The organism is Streptomyces sp. NPDC007084 (assembly GCF_040703595.1).
Classification (GTDB): Bacteria; Actinomycetota; Actinomycetes; order Streptomycetales; family Streptomycetaceae; genus Streptomyces.
The window spans coordinates 32,847-49,642 of sequence record NZ_JBEYFY010000032.1 but is presented as its reverse complement, the minus strand read 5'-3'; the positions used below and the strand labels follow the sequence as shown (position 1 = coordinate 49,642).

14 protein-coding genes are annotated in these 16,796 nt (G+C 71.3%); 9 read left to right on the top strand and 5 right to left on the bottom strand.

Annotated elements, in window-relative coordinates:
• Positions 1-3 precede the first annotated feature (3 nt).
• Positions 4-1,533: an aldehyde dehydrogenase (NADP(+)) gene (locus tag AB0912_RS23815; protein WP_366702947.1), complete on the bottom strand. Its 1,530-nt coding sequence runs from the start codon at positions 1,531-1,533 to the stop codon at positions 4-6.
• Between the two features lie 132 nt (positions 1,534-1,665).
• Here AB0912_RS23815 and AB0912_RS23810 point away from each other — a divergent pair, with 132 nt between their 5' ends.
• Together AB0912_RS23810 and AB0912_RS23805 are read left to right on the top strand one after the other, a co-directional pair.
• The gene (locus AB0912_RS23810; protein ID WP_366702945.1) at positions 1,666-2,439 is read left to right on the top strand and encodes an IclR family transcriptional regulator; all 774 of its coding nucleotides are present in this window, start codon (positions 1,666-1,668) and stop codon (positions 2,437-2,439) included.
• Positions 2,440-2,565: 126 nt separating this feature from the next.
• Complete coding sequence (locus AB0912_RS23805) at positions 2,566-4,017, top strand: penicillin-binding transpeptidase domain-containing protein (RefSeq protein WP_366702943.1); 1,452 nt, start codon at positions 2,566-2,568, stop codon at positions 4,015-4,017.
• Between the two features lie 66 nt (positions 4,018-4,083).
• On the opposite strand, the gene AB0912_RS23800 is transcribed toward AB0912_RS23805, so the two are convergent.
• The 3 genes from AB0912_RS23800 to AB0912_RS23790 all read right to left on the bottom strand — a co-directional run bounded on the left by AB0912_RS23800 (position 4,084) and on the right by AB0912_RS23790 (position 7,344).
• Positions 4,084-5,535 carry an NCS2 family permease gene (locus AB0912_RS23800; RefSeq protein WP_366702941.1) on the bottom strand — a complete coding sequence of 484 codons (1,452 nt, stop codon included), beginning with the start codon at positions 5,533-5,535 and terminating at the stop codon, positions 4,084-4,086.
• A 272-nt stretch (positions 5,536-5,807) separates the two neighbouring features.
• Positions 5,808-6,602 (bottom strand): HAD family acid phosphatase, encoded by a 795-nt coding sequence (locus AB0912_RS23795; RefSeq protein ID WP_366702939.1) that lies wholly within the window; start codon positions 6,600-6,602, stop codon positions 5,808-5,810.
• A 154-nt stretch (positions 6,603-6,756) separates the two neighbouring features.
• Positions 6,757-7,344, bottom strand: coding sequence for a TIGR03086 family metal-binding protein (locus tag AB0912_RS23790; RefSeq protein WP_366702937.1), 588 nt, complete (start codon positions 7,342-7,344; stop codon positions 6,757-6,759).
• A gap of 371 nt (positions 7,345-7,715) precedes the next feature.
• On the opposite strand from AB0912_RS23790, the gene AB0912_RS23785 reads away from it, so the two are divergent.
• Positions 7,716-8,900 (top strand): serine hydrolase domain-containing protein, encoded by a 1,185-nt coding sequence (locus AB0912_RS23785; protein ID WP_366702935.1) that lies wholly within the window; start codon positions 7,716-7,718, stop codon positions 8,898-8,900.
• A 167-nt stretch (positions 8,901-9,067) separates the two neighbouring features.
• Here AB0912_RS23785 and AB0912_RS23780 read toward each other — a convergent pair whose 3' ends face one another.
• Positions 9,068-10,234 carry a hypothetical protein gene (locus tag AB0912_RS23780; protein ID WP_366702933.1) on the bottom strand — a complete coding sequence of 389 codons (1,167 nt, stop codon included), beginning with the start codon at positions 10,232-10,234 and terminating at the stop codon, positions 9,068-9,070.
• Positions 10,235-10,573: 339 nt separating this feature from the next.
• Between AB0912_RS23780 and AB0912_RS23775 the strand changes: the two genes are divergently transcribed.
• The 6 genes from AB0912_RS23775 (at position 10,574) to AB0912_RS23750 (ending at position 16,687) form a co-directional block, all read left to right on the top strand.
• The gene (locus AB0912_RS23775; protein ID WP_366702931.1) at positions 10,574-11,383 is read left to right on the top strand and encodes an NAD(P)-dependent oxidoreductase; all 810 of its coding nucleotides are present in this window, start codon (positions 10,574-10,576) and stop codon (positions 11,381-11,383) included.
• Between the two features lie 290 nt (positions 11,384-11,673).
• Complete coding sequence (locus tag AB0912_RS23770; RefSeq protein WP_366702929.1) at positions 11,674-12,444, top strand: DeoR/GlpR family DNA-binding transcription regulator; 771 nt, start codon at positions 11,674-11,676, stop codon at positions 12,442-12,444.
• Between the two features lie 88 nt (positions 12,445-12,532).
• A complete protein-coding gene (locus AB0912_RS23765) occupies positions 12,533-13,906 on the top strand; it encodes a sugar ABC transporter substrate-binding protein (protein ID WP_366702927.1) in 1,374 nt (457 codons plus the stop codon).
• The gene (locus tag AB0912_RS23760; protein ID WP_366702925.1) at positions 13,903-14,847 is read left to right on the top strand and encodes a sugar ABC transporter permease; all 945 of its coding nucleotides are present in this window, start codon (positions 13,903-13,905) and stop codon (positions 14,845-14,847) included. Before AB0912_RS23765 ends, AB0912_RS23760 begins: the two co-directional genes overlap by 4 nt.
• Positions 14,844-15,701, top strand: a complete 858-nt coding sequence (locus AB0912_RS23755; protein WP_366702923.1) for a carbohydrate ABC transporter permease — start codon at positions 14,844-14,846, stop codon at positions 15,699-15,701. The genes AB0912_RS23760 and AB0912_RS23755 overlap by 4 nt, the downstream gene beginning before the upstream one ends.
• On the top strand, positions 15,698-16,687 hold the full coding sequence (locus AB0912_RS23750; protein ID WP_366702921.1) for a zinc-dependent alcohol dehydrogenase family protein: 990 nt from the start codon (positions 15,698-15,700) through the stop codon (positions 16,685-16,687). The genes AB0912_RS23755 and AB0912_RS23750 overlap by 4 nt, the downstream gene beginning before the upstream one ends.
• Positions 16,688-16,796 lie beyond the last annotated feature (109 nt).

The following is a 16,796-nucleotide window of genomic DNA, read 5'->3' as shown; positions in this document are numbered from 1 at the left end:
CGCTCAGCGTTCCAGGCGGCCGTCGTAACGGCGGGGCAGGCCAAGGGGGTTGGCGTCGCGCAGCTCCGGGGGCAGCAGCGGCTCGGGGACGCCCTGGTACGCCACCGGACGCATCCACCGCTCGATGGCGGTGCCGCCGACCGATGTGGACGTCGAGGTCGTCGCCGGGTAGGGCCCGCCGTGGTGCTGGGCGGGGGCGACGGCGACGCCGGTCGGCCAGCCGTTGACCAGGACGCGGCCCGCGAGCGGCGTCAGCTCGGCGAGGATCTCCGCGCCGCGCCCCTCCCCCGCGGCCTCCTCGGCGGAGAGCTGCACCGTGGCCGTGAGGTTGCCGGGCAGCCGGGACAGGACGGCGCCCGCCTCGGCGGCGTCGGTGTAGCGCGCGACGACCGTGAGCGGCCCGAAGCACTCCTCCAGCAGCAGATCGTGCTCGCCCTCGGCGGTGAGCCGCCCGGCGGGCACGGTCAGATACCCCGGGCTCACCGTGTGCTCGCCGCCGGCGCCCGGTGTCACGGGCGACGCCACGTCCGGGAGCCCGGTCCGCTCGGCGACCCCGGCGATGAAGTTGTCACGCATCCGGTGGTCGAGCAGGACACCGGCCTCGGTGTCGCTCACCGCGTCGGTCAGGGACTTCAGCAGCCGGTCGCCCGCCGCCCCGGCCGGCACGAGCACCAGGCCCGGCTTCACGCAGAACTGCCCGACGCCGAGGGTCATCGACCCGGCGAGGCCCGCCCCGATCTCCTCGGCGCGCTCGGCGGCGGCCGCCGCGGTGACCAGCACGGGGTTGAGGGAGCCCAGCTCGCCGTGGAACGGGATCGGCACCGGCCGCCGGGCCGCCGCGTCGAAGAGCGCCCGGCCGCCGCGGACCGAACCGGTGAACCCGGCCGCCGCGACCAGCGGATGCCGGACCAGTTCGACGCCCGCCTCGAAGCCGTGCACGAGGCCGACGACCCCGGCGGGGATGCCGTGCCGGGCGGCGGCCCGGCGCAGTACGGAGGCGACGAGTTCCGAGAGGGCGGGGTGGTCGGGATGCGCCTTGACCACGACGGGGCAGCCCGCGGCGAGCGCGCTCGCGGTGTCGCCGCCGGCCACGGAGAAGGCGAAGGGGAAGTTGGAGGCCGCGTAGACGGCCACGACACCGAGCGGCACCTTGTAGCGGCGCAGGTCCGGGACCGGCGGGGTCGCCGTGGCGTCGGGGTGGTCGATCACGACGTCGAGGAAGGCGCCCTCGTCGACGATCCCGGCGAAGGCGCGCAACTGGTAGCGGGTGCGGGCGAGTTCGCCGTTCAGCCGGACGGGGCCGAGCGCGGACTCCGCGTCGGCGACCTCCACCAGATGCCCCTCGGCGTCTTCGAGCAGGTCGGCGGCGGTGCGCAGGAACGCGGCGCGGACGGTGCGGTCGGCGAGGGCGGCACGGGCGGTGTGGGCGGCGCGGACGACCTCGTCCAGTTCCTCGGCTGTGGCCTCCACCGCAACCTGTTCCCGCTGCTTCCCGGTACGGGGGTCGACACTCCAGACTGGTGCTGCTGCCACCGCGGGTCCCTCCAGATCCGATGCCGCACTTTCCGTGTCACCCCCCAGGGGCGTTCGATATGCTGAACGCCGTCTCTGGTGATGAATGCGCTGTTGGAGACTATTTCCCGTCCAACGAAGGGGTCAAGGGCGATGTCGGCAGGCGAGAGCGGCGGCGGTGCACAGGTGAAGTCCGCGGTGCGGACCGTGGAGCTGCTGGAGTTCTTCGCCGGGCGCCCCGGAATGCACTCCCTCGCCGCGGTCCAGGAGGCCGTCGGCTACCCCAAGTCCAGCCTGTACATGCTGCTGCGCACACTGGTCGAGCTGGGCTGGGTGGAGACGGACGCGACGGGCACGCGGTACGGCATCGGCGTACGGGCCCTGCTGGTCGGCACCTCGTACATCGACGGGGACGAGGTGGTCGCCGCGGCCCGCCCCACCCTCGACCGGCTCTCCGACGACACCACGGAGACCATCCACCTCGCCCGCCTGGACGGCACGAACGTCGTCTACCTCGCCACCCGCCAGTCGCAGCACTATCTGCGCCCCTTCACCCGGGTCGGCCGCAGGCTCCCGGCCCACTCCACCTCGCTCGGCAAGGCCCTGCTGGCCACGCACACCGACGAGCAGGTCCGCAAGCTGCTGCCGGAGACGCTGCCCGCGCTGACCGAGCACACGATCACGGACCGGGAGAAGCTCATCGAGGAGCTGCGCCAGGTGCGCGAGCAGGGCTTCGCGGTGGACCGCGAGGAGAACACGCTGGGCCTGCGCTGCTTCGGCGTGGCGATCCCGTACCGCACGCCCGCCCGTGACGCGATCAGCTGCTCGGTGCCGGTGGCGCGGCTCACGCCGGCGCACGAGCAGATGGTGAAGGACGCCCTGTTCGACGCCCGCGACCGCCTCACCCTGGCCACCCGCCACCTCTGACCGCGCCGGGAGCCCCGCCCCCGCCGAACGCGCTCACATGATCGTGTGCCCATGTGATGAAGGGTCCATGAGAAAGCGGTCCGGACGGGAACGCGGCACCCCTCGCCGCTCGTCTTTTCCTACGGCATGAACAAGACGATCAGGCGTGCCGCCGTCTTCACACTGCTGCTCGTCCTCTCCCTTCTGGTGCGGGCGACCTGGGTGCAGTTCTACGACGGCAAGGCACTGGCGGACGACAAGGACAACCGGCGGAACGCGATCGCCCTGTACGCGAACCCGCTCGGGAATATCATCGTGGCCGGTGACGCGATCACCGGTTCCGCGCAGACGAAAGGCGGCGACCTCAAGTACAAGCGGACCTACAAGGACGGCGGTCTGTACGCGGCGGTCACCGGCTACAGCTCGCAGGTGTACGGCGCGACCCAGTTGGAGGGCATCTACCGTGACCTCCTGGACGGCTCGGACCTCCAGCTCAAGAACCCGCTGGACAGCCTGACCAACAAGCGCGCCGACCCCGGTGACGTGGTCACGACCATCGACCCGGCGGTGCAGAAGGCCGGCTTCGAGGCCCTCGGGGACAAGAAGGGCGCGGCCGTCGCGATCGACCCGAAGACGGGCCGGATCCTCGGCGTGGTCTCCACCCCGTCGTACGACCCGACGTCGATCAGCGCGGGCGACAAGGGCGTCTGGGAGAGGCTGACCAAGGACCCCGACAAGCCGATGGTCAACCGCGCGCTGCGGCAGCCGCTGCCGCCGGGCTCGACGTTCAAGCTGGTGGTGGCGTCGGCGGCGCTGGAGAGCGGTCTGTACGGCGACGTCGACGCGAGGACGGACAGCCCCGACCCGTACACCCTGCCGAACACGCACACGGTTCTGCGCAACGAGAACACCTCCGCACCCTGTGAGAACGCCTCGATCCGGGTGGCCCTCCGGTACTCCTGCAACAACGTCTTCGCCAAGATGGCCGTCGACCTCGGGCAGGACAAGGTGAAGGCGATGGCGGAGAAGTTCGGCTTCAACGACACCAAGCAGGACGTGCCGGTGCGCGCGTACCCCAGCGTGTACCCGTCGGACATGGACAAGTCCTCGACGGCCCTGACCGGCATCGGCCAGTTCGACGTGACCGCGACCCCGCTCCAGATGGCGATGGTCTCGGCCGCGATCGCCAACGACGGCAAGCTCGTCTCGCCGCACATGGTGTCGCAGACCAGCGACGCCGACGGGAACGTGCTGAAGGACTACGACGACGACACGCAGAGCGAGCGGATCGTCAGCTCGGACACCGCCCGGCAGCTCCGGTCGGCGATGCGCACGGTGGTGGAGGAGGGCACCGGCACCAACGCCCTCATCCCCGGCGTGACCGTCGGCGGCAAGACAGGTACCGCCCAGCACGGCGAGAAGAACAGCAAGACGCCGTACGCCTGGTTCACCTCGTACGGGAAGTCCGACTCCACCGGCAAGGAGGTCGCCGTCGCGGTGATGGTCGAGCAGTCGGACGCGGCCCGCTCCGAGGTCAGCGGCAACGGACTGGCGGCCCCGGTCGCCAAGGCGATGATGCAGGCCGCGCTGAAGAAGTGAACGACGGAAGTCCGACGGCCGGCGCCTCCTCCCGGGGGCGCCGGCCGTCCGGTCAGGGGCGGTTGCTCACTTCACGCCGAGGAGCTGCTCCAGCGGGTCGATCGCGAAGTAGACGAGGAACAGCGCGGAGGACGCCCACAGCAGCCAGTGGACCTCCCTGGCCTTGCCGAGCACCGTCTTGATCAGCACGTACGCCAGGAAGCCCGCCCCGATGCCGTTGGTGATCGAGTAGGTGAACGGCATCACGGCGATGGTGAGGAAGGCGGGGATGGCGATCTCGTAGCTGTCCCAGTCGATGTGCTTGACCTGGGTCATCATCAGGAAGCCGACGGCGATGAGAGCGGGCGCGGCGGCCTGGAGCGGGACGATCGTGAGGATCGGGGTCAGGAACAGGGCGAGCGCGAACAGTCCGCCGGTGACCAGGTTGGCGAAGCCGGTGCGCGCGCCCTCGCCGACCCCGGCCGCCGACTCGATGTACGAGGTCGAGGAGGAGGCGGAGGCCGCGCCGCCGGCGACCGCGGCGGCGCCGTCGATGAGCAGCACCCGGCCGAGGTTGGGCACCTTGCCCTCCTCGTCGAGCAGGCCCGCCTCGGCGCTGATGCCGACGACCGTGCCCATGGTGTCGAAGAAGTCGGACAGGATGAGGGTGAAGACCAGCAGCACGACGGTGATCGCGCTGGTGGCGCCGAACGCGCCGAACAGGCTGAAGTGACCGAGGAGTCCGAAGTCCGGGGCGGCCACGACGTCGTCGGGCACCTTCGGGCTGGTCAGGCCCCAACTCTTGATGTCGGCGGCGGAGTTGATGATGATCGCCACGACCGTCATGGTGACGATGCTGATCAGGATGGCGCCCTTGACCTTGCGGGCCAGCAGCCCGATGGTCAGCAGCACGCCGAGACAGAACACCAGGATGGGCCAGCCGCTCAGGGCTCCCGTGCCGCCGAGCTGCACCGGCACGGTGGTGTTCGCGGCGTCCGGGATACGGGTGGCGAAACCGGCGTCCACGAAGCCGATGAAGGCGATGAACAGGCCGATGCCGACGCTGATCGCCTGCTTCATCGCCTGCGGTATCGCCCGCATGACGGCCTCGCGCAGCCCGGTCACCACCAGGGCGCAGATGAGCAGTCCCTCCAGGACGATCAGGCCCATCGCGTCGTCCCAGCTCATCAGCGGGGCGATCTGGAACGCGACGACCGCGTTGAGGCCGAGGCCCGCGGCGAGCGCCAGCGGGAGGTTGCCGCCGACGCCCATGATGATGGTCATGACCGCGGCCACCAGGGCGGTGGCGGTGGTGAGTTGGACGGAGTCGAGCTGGTGGCCGAACTTGTCCTTGGCGCTGCCGAGGATGATCGGGTTCAGGACGAGGATGTAGGCCATCGTGAAGAAGGTGGCGAAGCCACCGCGTATCTCGCGGCCGAAGGTGGAGCCCCTCGCGGATATCTTGAAGAACCCGTCGACCCCGCCTGCCGCCGGTGGGGCGGCACTTGGCCGGTCGTCGACCTGCTGCGCTTCGGACATGGCGATACTCCTCGGTACCTGCGTGCCGGGTGTGCGGATGCTGGCTGGATTGTTCCCTTCCTCGGCCACTCTCAGGTTTTCGCTGTGTTACGGAACCCGGGAAACAACCACGTGTTCGTTTTCCACGTCCTTCAGGGTGTGGATCCACCGGCCTGAGCCCCCCTCGCGGCCGGCGGCACACGACGCCCCCGCCGGTGACGACCGGCGGGGGCGTCCTCGTCACGCGGGGCCACCACGGCGTACGTGGGGGCCGGCTCACGAGGTGTGGCGGTTCAGCTCACGAAGTACGTGGGGTTCGGGAGCTTGTACGTCTTGTCGGCGTAGCCGCCGTCGAGGTCCGAGTACTGGTCGCCGAAGTTGCCGACGATGTCGTAGCCGAGCGACTCGATGTGCTTGCGGGTACCGGACTTGAACTGGACGGTGGTGCAGTTCCAGGCGGCGGCGGTGGCGCAGGCGCTCAGGTAGGCGGGCGGGTTGGCCGCGTCCTTGAGGAACATGTGGGCGGAGTCGAGGTTGACGTCGACGCCGACCTTCTTCAGGTTCTCGACGGCGGAGGCCCGCTGCGACTCCTTCAGGCCCGAGTTGTAGAACACCTCGACGCCCTTGGACGCGGCGTACCGGACGAGTTCGGGGCTGCCGAAGACGGCGGGGCGGTCGGCCTTGGCGACGTAGTCCGCCCACGTGGCCGAGTTGTAGGTGTAGTTGGTCTTCCTCTCGTAGTCGAAGGAGAGCAGCAGGGTGTCGTCGATGTCGAAGACGACGGCGGGCTTGTGCCCCCGGTGGTGGCCCGTACGGGCGGCCTTGTCGATGTCGCGCCGGGCGGCGGCGTCGACGCGCGCGAGGTCCTTGGCGTACTGGCTGGCCGGCGACGCCTGGTACACCCCGTCGCTGTCGAGCGTGGCGCCGTAGTAGGTGTCGATGTCCCCGACGAGAACCCCGATGTTGTAGGGCTCGTGCGTCGAGTTGACCGTCGACTGGTGGGCGGTGGCGGCGCCCGACCCGAACAGGGCGGCACCGGCGACGGCACAGGTGGCGGCGACGGCCGCGATACGCAGTGGCTTATGCATGACAAGTTTCTACGCGCGTCACCCCCGAGGGCGCGAGGCCCGTTGCCTGATCGATACACATTCCACAGGTGAGGTGCGCGGCGCCTTTCCGGCAACTCCCTTGCCAGCAGACCCGGTTGGCGAATCGAGGCGGCCGGGCCCGGCCCGAGCGGCCCTACGGCTTCCAGCCGGGGTCCCGGCCGCTCAGGCCGATCGCGCGGTCGAGCAGGGGCGCCTCGCCGGGCACCGGGACGGCGGGGCCGAAGATTCCTCCGCCGCCGGACGGGTCCGCGGCGACGGTGGTGAGGAACGTGTACGCGGCCCTGAGGGCGGTCTCGTCGGGGGCGTACTCCTGGCCGGTCGCACGGGCGAGGTCCCAGCCGTGCACCACCAGTTCGTCGGCGACCACGGCACCCGCCACCGGGCCCGGCAGGGTCACCCCGCCCGCGCGGGTCGTACCGGTCCAGGCCGCCGGGTCCCGCCAGGCGTCGGCGAGTTCGTCCAGCGCCTCCGGCAGGGCCTCGCGCCAGTCCGGCCCGATGTCGGGCAGCGCGGTGTCCGGGGCGGTGTCGGTCGTCGCGCCCAGGTCCTTGCGGGCGGCGTCACGGAAGGCGACGGCCAGCCCGGTCAGGTGGCCCAGCAGGTGGCGCACCGCGTAGTCCGGGCACGGGGTGAGACCACCGAGGCGGTCGTCCCCGACGCCCTCCGCGAGACGCGCCACGATCAGGGCCTGCGGCCCGAGGTCGAAGGTCTGGCCGGTCATCCGCTTCTCCTTGCGTGTCCGAACGCGATGGCTCCCGGAACGGTCCGAACCCGGCGGCGCCCGAGCACGTGGATCGTTCCCGGAGGGGCACGTGGCTCGTTCCCGGAGGGGCACGTGGCTCGTTCCCGGAGGGGAGGGTCGTAGGTCCCCTCGTGATGTGGACCCCGCCCGCACCCGGAACTCATCGGTCCCCCGGCGGGCAGTCCCGCCCCGGCGGCCCGGCCTGCCCGCCGGGCCGCCGCACGCCGGTGGGCCTCGCTTTCACGCCGGTGGGCCCCGCTGCGCCGTATGCAGCAGCGGCGCGGGCGGGCCACGGGTGCGGGACAGAGGCTGGGCGTCATCCGGCCCTCGTCCGACTCGGGAGAACCCGTATGCCCTCGCTGCCGCCGTCCCGCCGTCCCCGGTGCCGCCTGCCCCTCGGTGCGCTGCTGGCCGCCGTCTGCCTGACCGGCGCCCTGTCCGCGCCGGCCGGCGCGGACACCGCGCCCACCGGCCACGACCACGACCGCGCGCTGCGCGAGCAGTTGGCCGGCCTGGTGCGCTCTCCCGGCGGCCCGCCCGGTGTCATCGCCGTGCTGCGCCGGGGCGACGACACCCGGGTCGTACGCGCCGGGGTGGCGGACGTCGAGAGCGGCCGACCGATCTCACCCGACGACCACATGCGCGTCGCCAGTACGGCGAAGGCGTTCAGCGGCGCCGTCGCGCTGAGCCTGGTGGACAAGGGCGTACTGCGGCTCGACGACACCATCGGGCGCCGGCTGCCGTCCCTGCCGCGGAACTGGCACGCGGTGACCCTGCGCCGGCTCCTGAACCACACCAGCGGTCTGCCCGACTACTCCCGCAGCCCCGGGTTCCTGAAGGTCCTCACCGCCGACCCGCACCACCGCTTCGACTCCCGGCGGCTCCTCGGCTACGTGGCCGGCGACCCGCTGCTGTTCCGTCCGGGGGCGCGGTACCAGTACTCGAACTCCGACAACATCGCGGTCGCGCTGATGGCCGAGGCGGCGACCGGCAAGCGTTACGAACAGCTCCTGCGCGACCTCGTCCACCGGCCGCTCGGCCTGCGCGCCACCAGCCTCCCGCAGGGCTACCGGCTGCCCGAGCCGTACATGCGCGGCTACGACGTCGAGCCGCCCCGTCCCCCCGAGGACGTCAGCGAGGTGCTCGGCGCGTCGGGCGTGTGGGCCTCGGGCGGCATCGTCTCGACCCCGGCGGACATGACACGGTTCGTCCGCGGCTACGCGAGCGGGGCCCTGATCTCCCCGGCCACCCTGCGCGAGCAGCGCCGCTGGGTGGCCGGGGCGTCCGAGCCCGCGGGTCCCGGCGAGAACGCGGCCGGCGAGGGGATCTTCCGCTACACCACGCGCTGTGGCGTGGTCCTCGGGCACACCGGCAACTTTCCCGGCTACACCCAGCTCATCGCGGCCACGCCCGACGGCCGGCGGTCGCTGACGTTCTCGCTCACCACCCAGGTGAACAAGGAGACCGAGCCGGAGCTGCTGGAGAGGGTGCGCGGAGTCGAGGAGAACTTCGTCTGCGCGCTGCTGCGGGGGTGAGGGGTACGGGGGCGAGCGGTGACGGGGGTCAGGGCACGGCGGTTTTCGCCCCCTCCGGCCCTGCCCGTCCCCGGGGCTCCGCCCCCAGACTCCCGCTCCTCAAACGCCGGAGGGGCTGATTCCGCCGGCGCAGGAACCGAGTCGGCCGAGTCCTTCCGGCGGCTGCGTCAGAGGGCCGCCAGTGTTCGCCGCACCGTCTCCAGATCCTCGTCCGAGGCCAACCCCGCGTGGTACAGGCGGAGTTCGGTCGCGCCCAGGTCGGCCGCGCGGGACGCGTCCGCGTGCAGGGTTTCCGGGTGGCCGCCCATTCCGGAGACCACCGTGAAGTTGGCGGCGATGACCTGGCCGGGTGCGGCCGTCTCCGCGAACGGGGTCAGCGGGGCCGTGTCTCCGGTGCGGGGGACGACCACGCCGTCGGCGACGGAGAGGATGTGCCGGGGGTCGACGCCGGCGTTGGCGCCGCAGTGGAAGGAGACCGGGTCGGCGTGCAGCAGGACGCGGAAGCCGGGGGGCGCCGCCGCGCGGACCGCCCGGACCGTCTCCTCCTGGAGCGAGCGGGCCACCGCGTCACGCCACGCCCGGGTGGCCGCCGCCGTCCGCGCGCCGAGGAGCTTCTCCACACCGGCCCAGCCCCCGCCGGAGGGGGCACCGCGCCACACCGGTTCCAGCGCGCCCCGCACGAAGGACGCCAACTCCTCGGCGTCCAGGCCCTGTCGGTCGTATCCCTCGGCGCACGCCGGACAGAAGCAGAGCGACATGAGGTAGTGGCCGGCGTCCCCGAGCGGAACGCCGGCGGTCTTGTCGTGGGCGTGCAGATGGGCGAGCCCGTACCAGCCGAGCGACTCCAGTTCCGTACCGGCCGCTCCGGGCCGGACCGCGGCCTCCGCCGCCAGGTCGGTCAGGCAGGCTCGGGTGCCGGACTGGGCGATACAGGGGGCCCACGGATAGCGGTCCCCGTAGGCGTTGACGACGGAGGTGGACGGATGGTCCTTCCCCATACGGGAGTTGTGCGCGAGGACGACCCAGGTGAACACGTCGAGCCCGGCGTCGGCGAGCGCGGCGGCGGCCTCGCCGTAGGCGTCGCCGGGCGCCCAGTCCCCGGCCGGGTACGGGCGCGGGACACGGCCCGCCCACCGGTTCTCGTCCAACGGGTAGAGCACGGCGGCGTGTTCGGCCGTGACGATCCGGTGGCGGGGGTGGCGCGGGGTCAGCGCGCGGGTGGAGTGGTAGGCGGCGGCGAGGGTGGCCTGCCGGACGCCGAGCGCGGCGGTCCTGGCGGCGGCGGCCGGGTCGCCGTTGACGTCCCACGGATACAGGAACGCGGACGCCCTCACTTCTCCTCCAGCACTGCGTAGCCGCCGTCGGTGAGCCGCGCGGGCCGCTTCACGTCGTCCTTCGACCGCAGGCCGCCCACCCCGCACACACTTATGATCCACGTCCATATTCATGAACGCACCCACGCTAAGCCGCCGTCTCCGGGCCGGTCAAGCGGGCGGACCCAATACACAGAGGCGGATCTCCCCGTTCCGCGCCTTGCTTGACGGGTACGCCGACGATCCCTAGCGTGTCCACGGATGTGAATGCCGTACCCGGGTAAGGGCATCCGGTAAGCGCCCGCCGACCGCCCGACGGAGCGCCGCCCCGGCACACCGGCCCGTACCGAGGAGACCCGCATGCCCGCTCCCCGCACCGTTCTGCTCACCGGCGCCGCCGGCGGGCTCGGCACCCTGATGCGCGGGCTGCTCCCCCGGTACGGCCACGAACTGCGGCTGCTCGACCTGCTCCCGGTCGAGGGCGAGCCCGGCGCGATCACCGCCGACCTCGCCGACCGGGCGGCGCTGCGCGAGGCCGTGCGGGGCGTCGACGCGATCGTCCACCTCGCGGGGATCTCCCTGGAAGCCTCCTTCGACAAGATCCTGAAGGCCAACATCGAGGGGACGTACAACCTCTACGAGGCGGCGCGCGAGGAGGGCGTACGCCGGATCGTCTTCGCCTCCTCCAACCACGCGGTCGGCTTCACCCCGCGCCCGCGCGGCGGCGACCCGCTGGTCCCGGTCGACACCCCGCACCGCCCCGACACCTTCTACGGACTGTCCAAGTCGTTCGGCGAGGACCTCGCCCAGCTCTACTGGGACAAGCACGGCCTGGAGACCGTCTCGGTGCGCATCGGCTCCTGCTTCGCCGAGCCCACCAGCGTGCGCATGCTGTCGCTGTGGCTGAGCCCCGAGGACGGCGCCCGCCTCTTCCACGCGGCGCTCACCGCCGAGGACGTGGGACACACCGTCGTCTACGGCTCCTCCGCCAACACCCGCCTGTGGTGGGACCTTTCGAGCGCCCGCGCCCTCGGCTACGAGCCGCGCGACGACTCCGAGCCGTACGCCCGCAAGCTCATCGCCGAGCAGGGCGACCTCGATCCGGACAGCCCCGACCACGCCTGCCTGGGCGGCCACTTCACCACGCACCCGCCGATCTGGCCGCACTGACCCCGGCGGGGCCCCGGCGGCAAAGCGCCAGGGGCGAGGCGGCGAGCGGGCGCCGAACGGGCCCGCCCGCCGCCCTGTTCGGGCACGAAGCCTGCCCGATCACACCCGCTCCCGCGCTCCGCCCCAGGTCGCCCGCCGATGACGGTGAGGCCGAACGGGCGCAGCCGGGCAGGATCGGGCAGTCAACAGGCCTGGTCAGTGGCCGATACCCGCTGTAGAACTTCCCTCAAGGGCTCCACCGGGCCCGAACGGGCAGTGCGCGACGGAGCGCGAGAGAGCGGGTGAGAGCCATGCCGGCGATGACGGCGGAAGAACGGCAGCGCGAGATCGTCCGGGTCGCGCGCCGCACGGGCTCGGTCGACGTCACCGAACTCGCCGTCGCCCTGGGCGTCGCCAAGGAGACCGTACGACGGGATCTGCGCACCCTGGAGGACCACGGCCTGGTGCGCCGCACCCACGGCGGCGCCTATCCCGTGGAGAGCGCCGGCTTCGAGACCACGCTCGCCTTCCGCACCACGAGCCATGTGCCGGAGAAACGCCGGATCGCCGCCGCGGCGGCCGAACTGCTCGGGGACGCCGAGACCGTCTTCGTCGACGAGGGGTTCACGCCGCAGCTCATCGCCGAAGCGCTGCCGAGGGACCGGCAGCTCACCGTCGTCACCGCCTCCCTCGCCACCGCGGGCGCGCTCGCCGCGGCCGAGAACACGAGCGTCCTGCTGCTCGGCGGCCGGGTGCGGCCCGGCACCCTCGCCACCGTCGACCACTGGACGACGAAAATGCTCGCCGGGTTCGTCATCGACCTGGCCTTCATCGGCGCCAACGGCGTCTCCCGCGAACACGGCCTCACCACCCCCGACCCGGCCGTCAGCGAGGTCAAGGCGCAGGCGATCAGGGCCTCCCGGCGGACCGTCTTCGCCGGGGTGCACACCAAGTTCGGCGCCGTCAGCTTCTGCCGGTTCGCCGACATCAGCGCCCTGGAAGCGATCGTCACGAGCACGCTGCTCCCGGCGTCCGAGGCGCACCGCTACTCGCTCCAGGGCCCCCAGGTCATCCGCGTCTGACAACCGAACCGCCTCGCTTCCCCTCCAACCCCGGGGCACCACCATGCCTCAACCGCCCTTTATATTCCCGTTCCTCCAGGAGTGATCCATGCGAACCCCGAGCCGACGGAGGCCGCGCGCACTGCTCGCCGTGGCCGCCGCAGGAACCCTGATTACCCCGATCCTCGCCGGCTGCTCGGGAGCAGGCGGCAGCAGCGGCGGGTCCTCCGGCCATTCCATCAACGTCCTGATGGTGAACAACCCGCAGATGGTCGAGCTGCAGAAGCTCACCAAGGCGAACTTCACCAAGGACACCGGCATCAAGGTGAACTTCACCGTCCTGCCCGAGAACGACGTCCGCGACAAGATCAGCCAGGACTTCGCCAACCAGGCGGGCCAGTACGACGTCGCGACCCTGTCCAACTACGAGATACCGATCTACGCCAAGAACGGGTGGCTCCACTCGCTCGACTCGTATGTGAAGGACGACACCGCCTTCGACCAGCAGGACATCGCCGCGCCGATGCGGCAGTCCCTCACGGCCAAGGACGGAAAGCTCTACGGCGAGCCGTTCTACGGCGAGTCGTCCTTCCTGATGTACCGCAAGGACGTCTTCGCCAAGAAGGGCCTGAAGATGCCCGCGCACCCCACCTGGCAGCAGGTGGCCGACCTCGCGGCGAAGGCGGACGGCGCCGAGTCCGGCATGAAGGGCATCTGCCTGCGCGGGCTGCCCGGCTGGGGCGAGGTCATGGCCCCCCTCACCACCGTCGTGAACACCTTCGGCGGCACCTGGTTCGACAAGGACTGGAAGGCCCAGGTGGACTCCCCGGAGTTCAAGAAGGCCACCCAGTTCTACGTCGACCTGGTACGCAAGCACGGTGAGGCGGGCGCGCCGCAGGCCGGCTTCGCCGAATGCCTCAACAACATGACCCAGGGCAAGACCGCCATGTGGTACGACGCCACGTCCGCCGCCGGTCTGCTGGAGGCCAAGAACTCCCCGGTCAAGGGCAAGCTCGGCTACGCGCCCGCGCCGGTCGAGAAGACCAAGTCCTCCGGCTGGCTCTACACCTGGGCCTTCGGCGTCCAGAAGGCGTCCAAGAACCCCGGCGACGCCTGGAAGTTCATCTCCTGGGCCTCGGGCAAGGGCTACGAGAACCTGGTGGGCAAGACCTCGGGCTGGGCCAACGTACCGGCCGGCAAGCGGGAGTCGACCTACGAGATCCCCGGATACAAGAAGGAAGCCGCGGCCTTCCAGGAGATGACCCGTGAGGCCATCGCGGGCGCCCGCCCGAACAACCCGGGTGTCCAGCCGCGCCCCGCTCCGGGCATCCAGTTCGTCGGCATCCCCGAGTTCACCGACCTGGGCACCAAGGTCTCCCAGGAGATCAGCGCGGCCATCGCCGGACGCCAGTCCGTCGACGCGGCCCTGAAGAAGTCCCAGAAGCTCGCGGAGAACGTCGCCCAGCAGTACGAGGGATCATGACCACCGCCACGACGTCCCCCCGGGTCGCCGCCACCGCTCCCGGGCGGTCGGCGGCGCGGCCCCCCAACCGTATGCGCGCCTGGGCCCGGCGCGGCCCGCTGCTGCCGGCCCTGGTCTTCATGATCGTGGTGACCCAGCTCCCCTTCGTCGCCACGCTGGTGATCTCGTTCTTCGACTGGAACGCGCTCTACCCCAAGGCCCGCCACTTCACCGGCTTCGGCAACTACTCCGAGGTGCTGACCGACGCCGACCTGCGGCACTCCGTCTGGACGACGGTCCTGCTGACCGTGACCGTCGTCCTGGTCAGCCTCGTCCTCGGGCTCGGGCTCGCCCTGCTCCTGGACCGCAAGTTCCGCGGCCGGGGCATCGTCCGCACCCTGCTGATCGCCCCGTTCCTGGTCGTCCCGGTCGCGGCGGCCCTGCTGTGGAAGCACGTGCTCTACAACCCCGAATACGGGCTGTTCAACGGCCTGTTGCACTACGTGGGGGGCCCGCAGCCCGACTGGATCTCCAACACCCCGCTGCTCGCCGTCGAGGCCTCCCTCGTCTGGCAGTGGACGCCCTTCATGATGCTGATCCTGCTGGCCGGCCTGCAGAGCCGCGACCACCAGCAGATGGAGGCCGCCCAGGTCGACGGGGCGAGCCCCTGGCAGGTCTTCCGCTATCTGACCCTGCCGCATCTGCGCCGCTACCTCGAACTGGGCGCCCTGCTCGGCTCGATCTACATCGTGCAGAACTTCGACGCCGTGTTCACCCTGACCTCCGGCGGCCTGGGCACCGCCAACCTGCCCTACACCGTGTACCAGAGCTTCTACCAGGCCCACGAGAACGGCCTGGCCTCGGCCGCCGGCGTCCTGGTCGTCATCGGCTCGATCATCATCGCGACCTTCGCCCTGCGCGTCGTGTCGTCCCTGTTCAACGAGGAGGCGGCCCGCCGATGAGTGCCACCCCCGTCACCACCCGGCCCCGCGCCCGCCGCGGCAAGGGCGCCGGCCTGGGCCTGGCCGCCTGGGCGCTGGGCATCGTCTTCTTCCTGCCCATCGCGTGGATGGCGCTGACGTCCTTCCACGCCGAGTCCGACGCCGCGACCAACCCGCCGTCCTTCGCCGCGGCGCTGACCCTGGACGGCTACCGCACGTTCTTCGGCGCGGGCGGCGGTCCCAGCCCGTGGCCCTCGCTCATCAACTCCGCCATGGCGTCGGTCATGTCGACCCTTCTCGTGCTGCTGCTCGCCCTCCCGGCGGCCTACGCGCTGTCCATCCGGCCGGTGAAGAAGTGGACCGACGTCCTGTTCTTCTTCCTGTCGACCAAGATGCTCCCCGTCGTGGCCGGCCTGCTGCCGATCTACCTCTTCGCCAAGAACACCGGCATGCTCGACAACATCTGGCTGCTGGTCATCCTCTACACCTCGATGAACCTGCCGATCGCGGTGTGGATGATGCAGTCCTTCCTCGCCGAGGTCCCCGTCGCGGTCATCGAGGCCGCGCAGATCGACGGCGCACGGCTGCCGACCGTCCTCGCCCGCGTGGTGGCGCCCATCGCCCTGCCCGGCATCGCGGCGACCGCGCTGATCTGCTTCATCTTCAGCTGGAACGAGCTGCTGTTCGCCCGGGTGCTCACCGGTGTGGTCGCCGAGACCGCGCCCGTCTTCCTCACCAGTTTCATCACCAGCCAGGGCCTGTTCCTGGCCAAGGTGTGCGCCGCGTCGCTCGTCGTCTCCCTGCCGGTACTCGCCGCGGGGTTCGCCGCCCAGGACAAACTGGTCCAGGGCCTGTCGTTGGGAGCCGTGAAATGAAGGCCGCTGTCATCGAGTCCGTCGGCCGCGCTGTCGTCGCCGAGGTCCCGGACCCGACGCCGGGCCCCCGCGAGGTCGTGGTCGAGGTCGCCGCCTGCGGCCTGTGCGGCACCGATCTGCACATCCTCCAGGGCGAGTTCGCGCCCAAGCTGCCGATCGTGCCGGGCCACGAGTTCGCCGGCGAGATCGTCGGCGTCGGCACCCAGGTCACCGAACTCGCCGTCGGCGACCGGGTGGCCGTCGACCCGTCCCTGTACTGCTACGAGTGCCGGTACTGCCGTACGGGCCACAACAACCTCTGCGAACGGTGGGCCGCGATCGGCGTCACCACCGCCGGCGGCGCGGCCCAGTACGCGACCGCCCCCGTCGCGAACTGCGTCAAGCTCCCCGAGCACGTCCGCACCCAGGACGCGGCCCTCGTCGAACCGCTCTCCTGCGCCGTGCGCGGCTACGACGTCCTGCGGTCCCGGCTCGGCGCCCACGTCCTGATCTACGGCTCGGGAACCATGGGTCTGATGATGCTGGAGCTGGCCAAGCGCACCGGCGCCGCCAGCGTCGACGTGGTCGACCTGAACGCGGACCGGCTCGCCACCGCCCGGCAGCTCGGCGTCTCCGCGTCGGCGGCGAACCCCGACGAACTGGACCGCCCACAGGGCTGGGACCTGGTCATCGACGCGACCGGCAACGCGGCGGCCATCCAGGACGGGCTGGACCGGGTCGCCAAGGCCGGCACCTTCCTCCAGTTCGGCGTCGCCGACTACGCGACCCGGGTCACCATCGACCCGTACCGCGTCTACAACCAGGAGATCACCATCACCGGCTCGATGGCCGTGCTGCACAGCTTCGAGCGCGCGGCGGAACTCTTCGCCACGGGGGTCCTCGACCCGTCGGTCTTCATCAGCGACCGGCTCCCGCTGACCAGCTATCCCGAGGCCCTGGAGCAGTTCGCCTCGGGCGTCGGACGGAAGATCGTCGTCGTGCCCTGACCGGAGACCGCGCGGAGGGGGGATGACCGGGAGCGCCCGGTCATCCCCCCTCCCCCAGTCCCCCCAACTCACTCTTGGGTAAGGGAACGGTAAAGCGGCTCCGCTCGTT

Excerpts from the sequence above, each read along its gene's own strand:
- AB0912_RS23775 (WP_366702931.1), top strand. The coding sequence starts at position 10,574 with ATGCCCGCTCCCCGCACCGTTCTGCTCACCGGCGCCGCCGGCGGGCTC.
- AB0912_RS23770 (WP_366702929.1), top strand. The coding sequence starts at position 11,674 with ATGCCGGCGATGACGGCGGAAGAACGGCAGCGCGAGATCGTCCGGGTC.
- AB0912_RS23755 (WP_366702923.1), top strand. The coding sequence starts at position 14,844 with ATGAGTGCCACCCCCGTCACCACCCGGCCCCGCGCCCGCCGCGGCAAG.
- AB0912_RS23800 (WP_366702941.1), bottom strand. The coding sequence starts at position 5,535 with ATGTCCGAAGCGCAGCAGGTCGACGACCGGCCAAGTGCCGCCCCACCG.
- AB0912_RS23760 (WP_366702925.1), top strand. The coding sequence starts at position 13,903 with ATGACCACCGCCACGACGTCCCCCCGGGTCGCCGCCACCGCTCCCGGG.
- AB0912_RS23785 (WP_366702935.1), top strand. The coding sequence starts at position 7,716 with ATGCCCTCGCTGCCGCCGTCCCGCCGTCCCCGGTGCCGCCTGCCCCTC.
- AB0912_RS23750 (WP_366702921.1), top strand. The coding sequence starts at position 15,698 with ATGAAGGCCGCTGTCATCGAGTCCGTCGGCCGCGCTGTCGTCGCCGAG.
- AB0912_RS23795 (WP_366702939.1), bottom strand. The coding sequence starts at position 6,602 with ATGCATAAGCCACTGCGTATCGCGGCCGTCGCCGCCACCTGTGCCGTC.
- AB0912_RS23805 (WP_366702943.1), top strand. The coding sequence starts at position 2,566 with ATGAACAAGACGATCAGGCGTGCCGCCGTCTTCACACTGCTGCTCGTC.
- AB0912_RS23810 (WP_366702945.1), top strand. The coding sequence starts at position 1,666 with ATGTCGGCAGGCGAGAGCGGCGGCGGTGCACAGGTGAAGTCCGCGGTG.
- AB0912_RS23765 (WP_366702927.1), top strand. The coding sequence starts at position 12,533 with ATGCGAACCCCGAGCCGACGGAGGCCGCGCGCACTGCTCGCCGTGGCC.
- AB0912_RS23790 (WP_366702937.1), bottom strand. The coding sequence starts at position 7,344 with ATGACCGGCCAGACCTTCGACCTCGGGCCGCAGGCCCTGATCGTGGCG.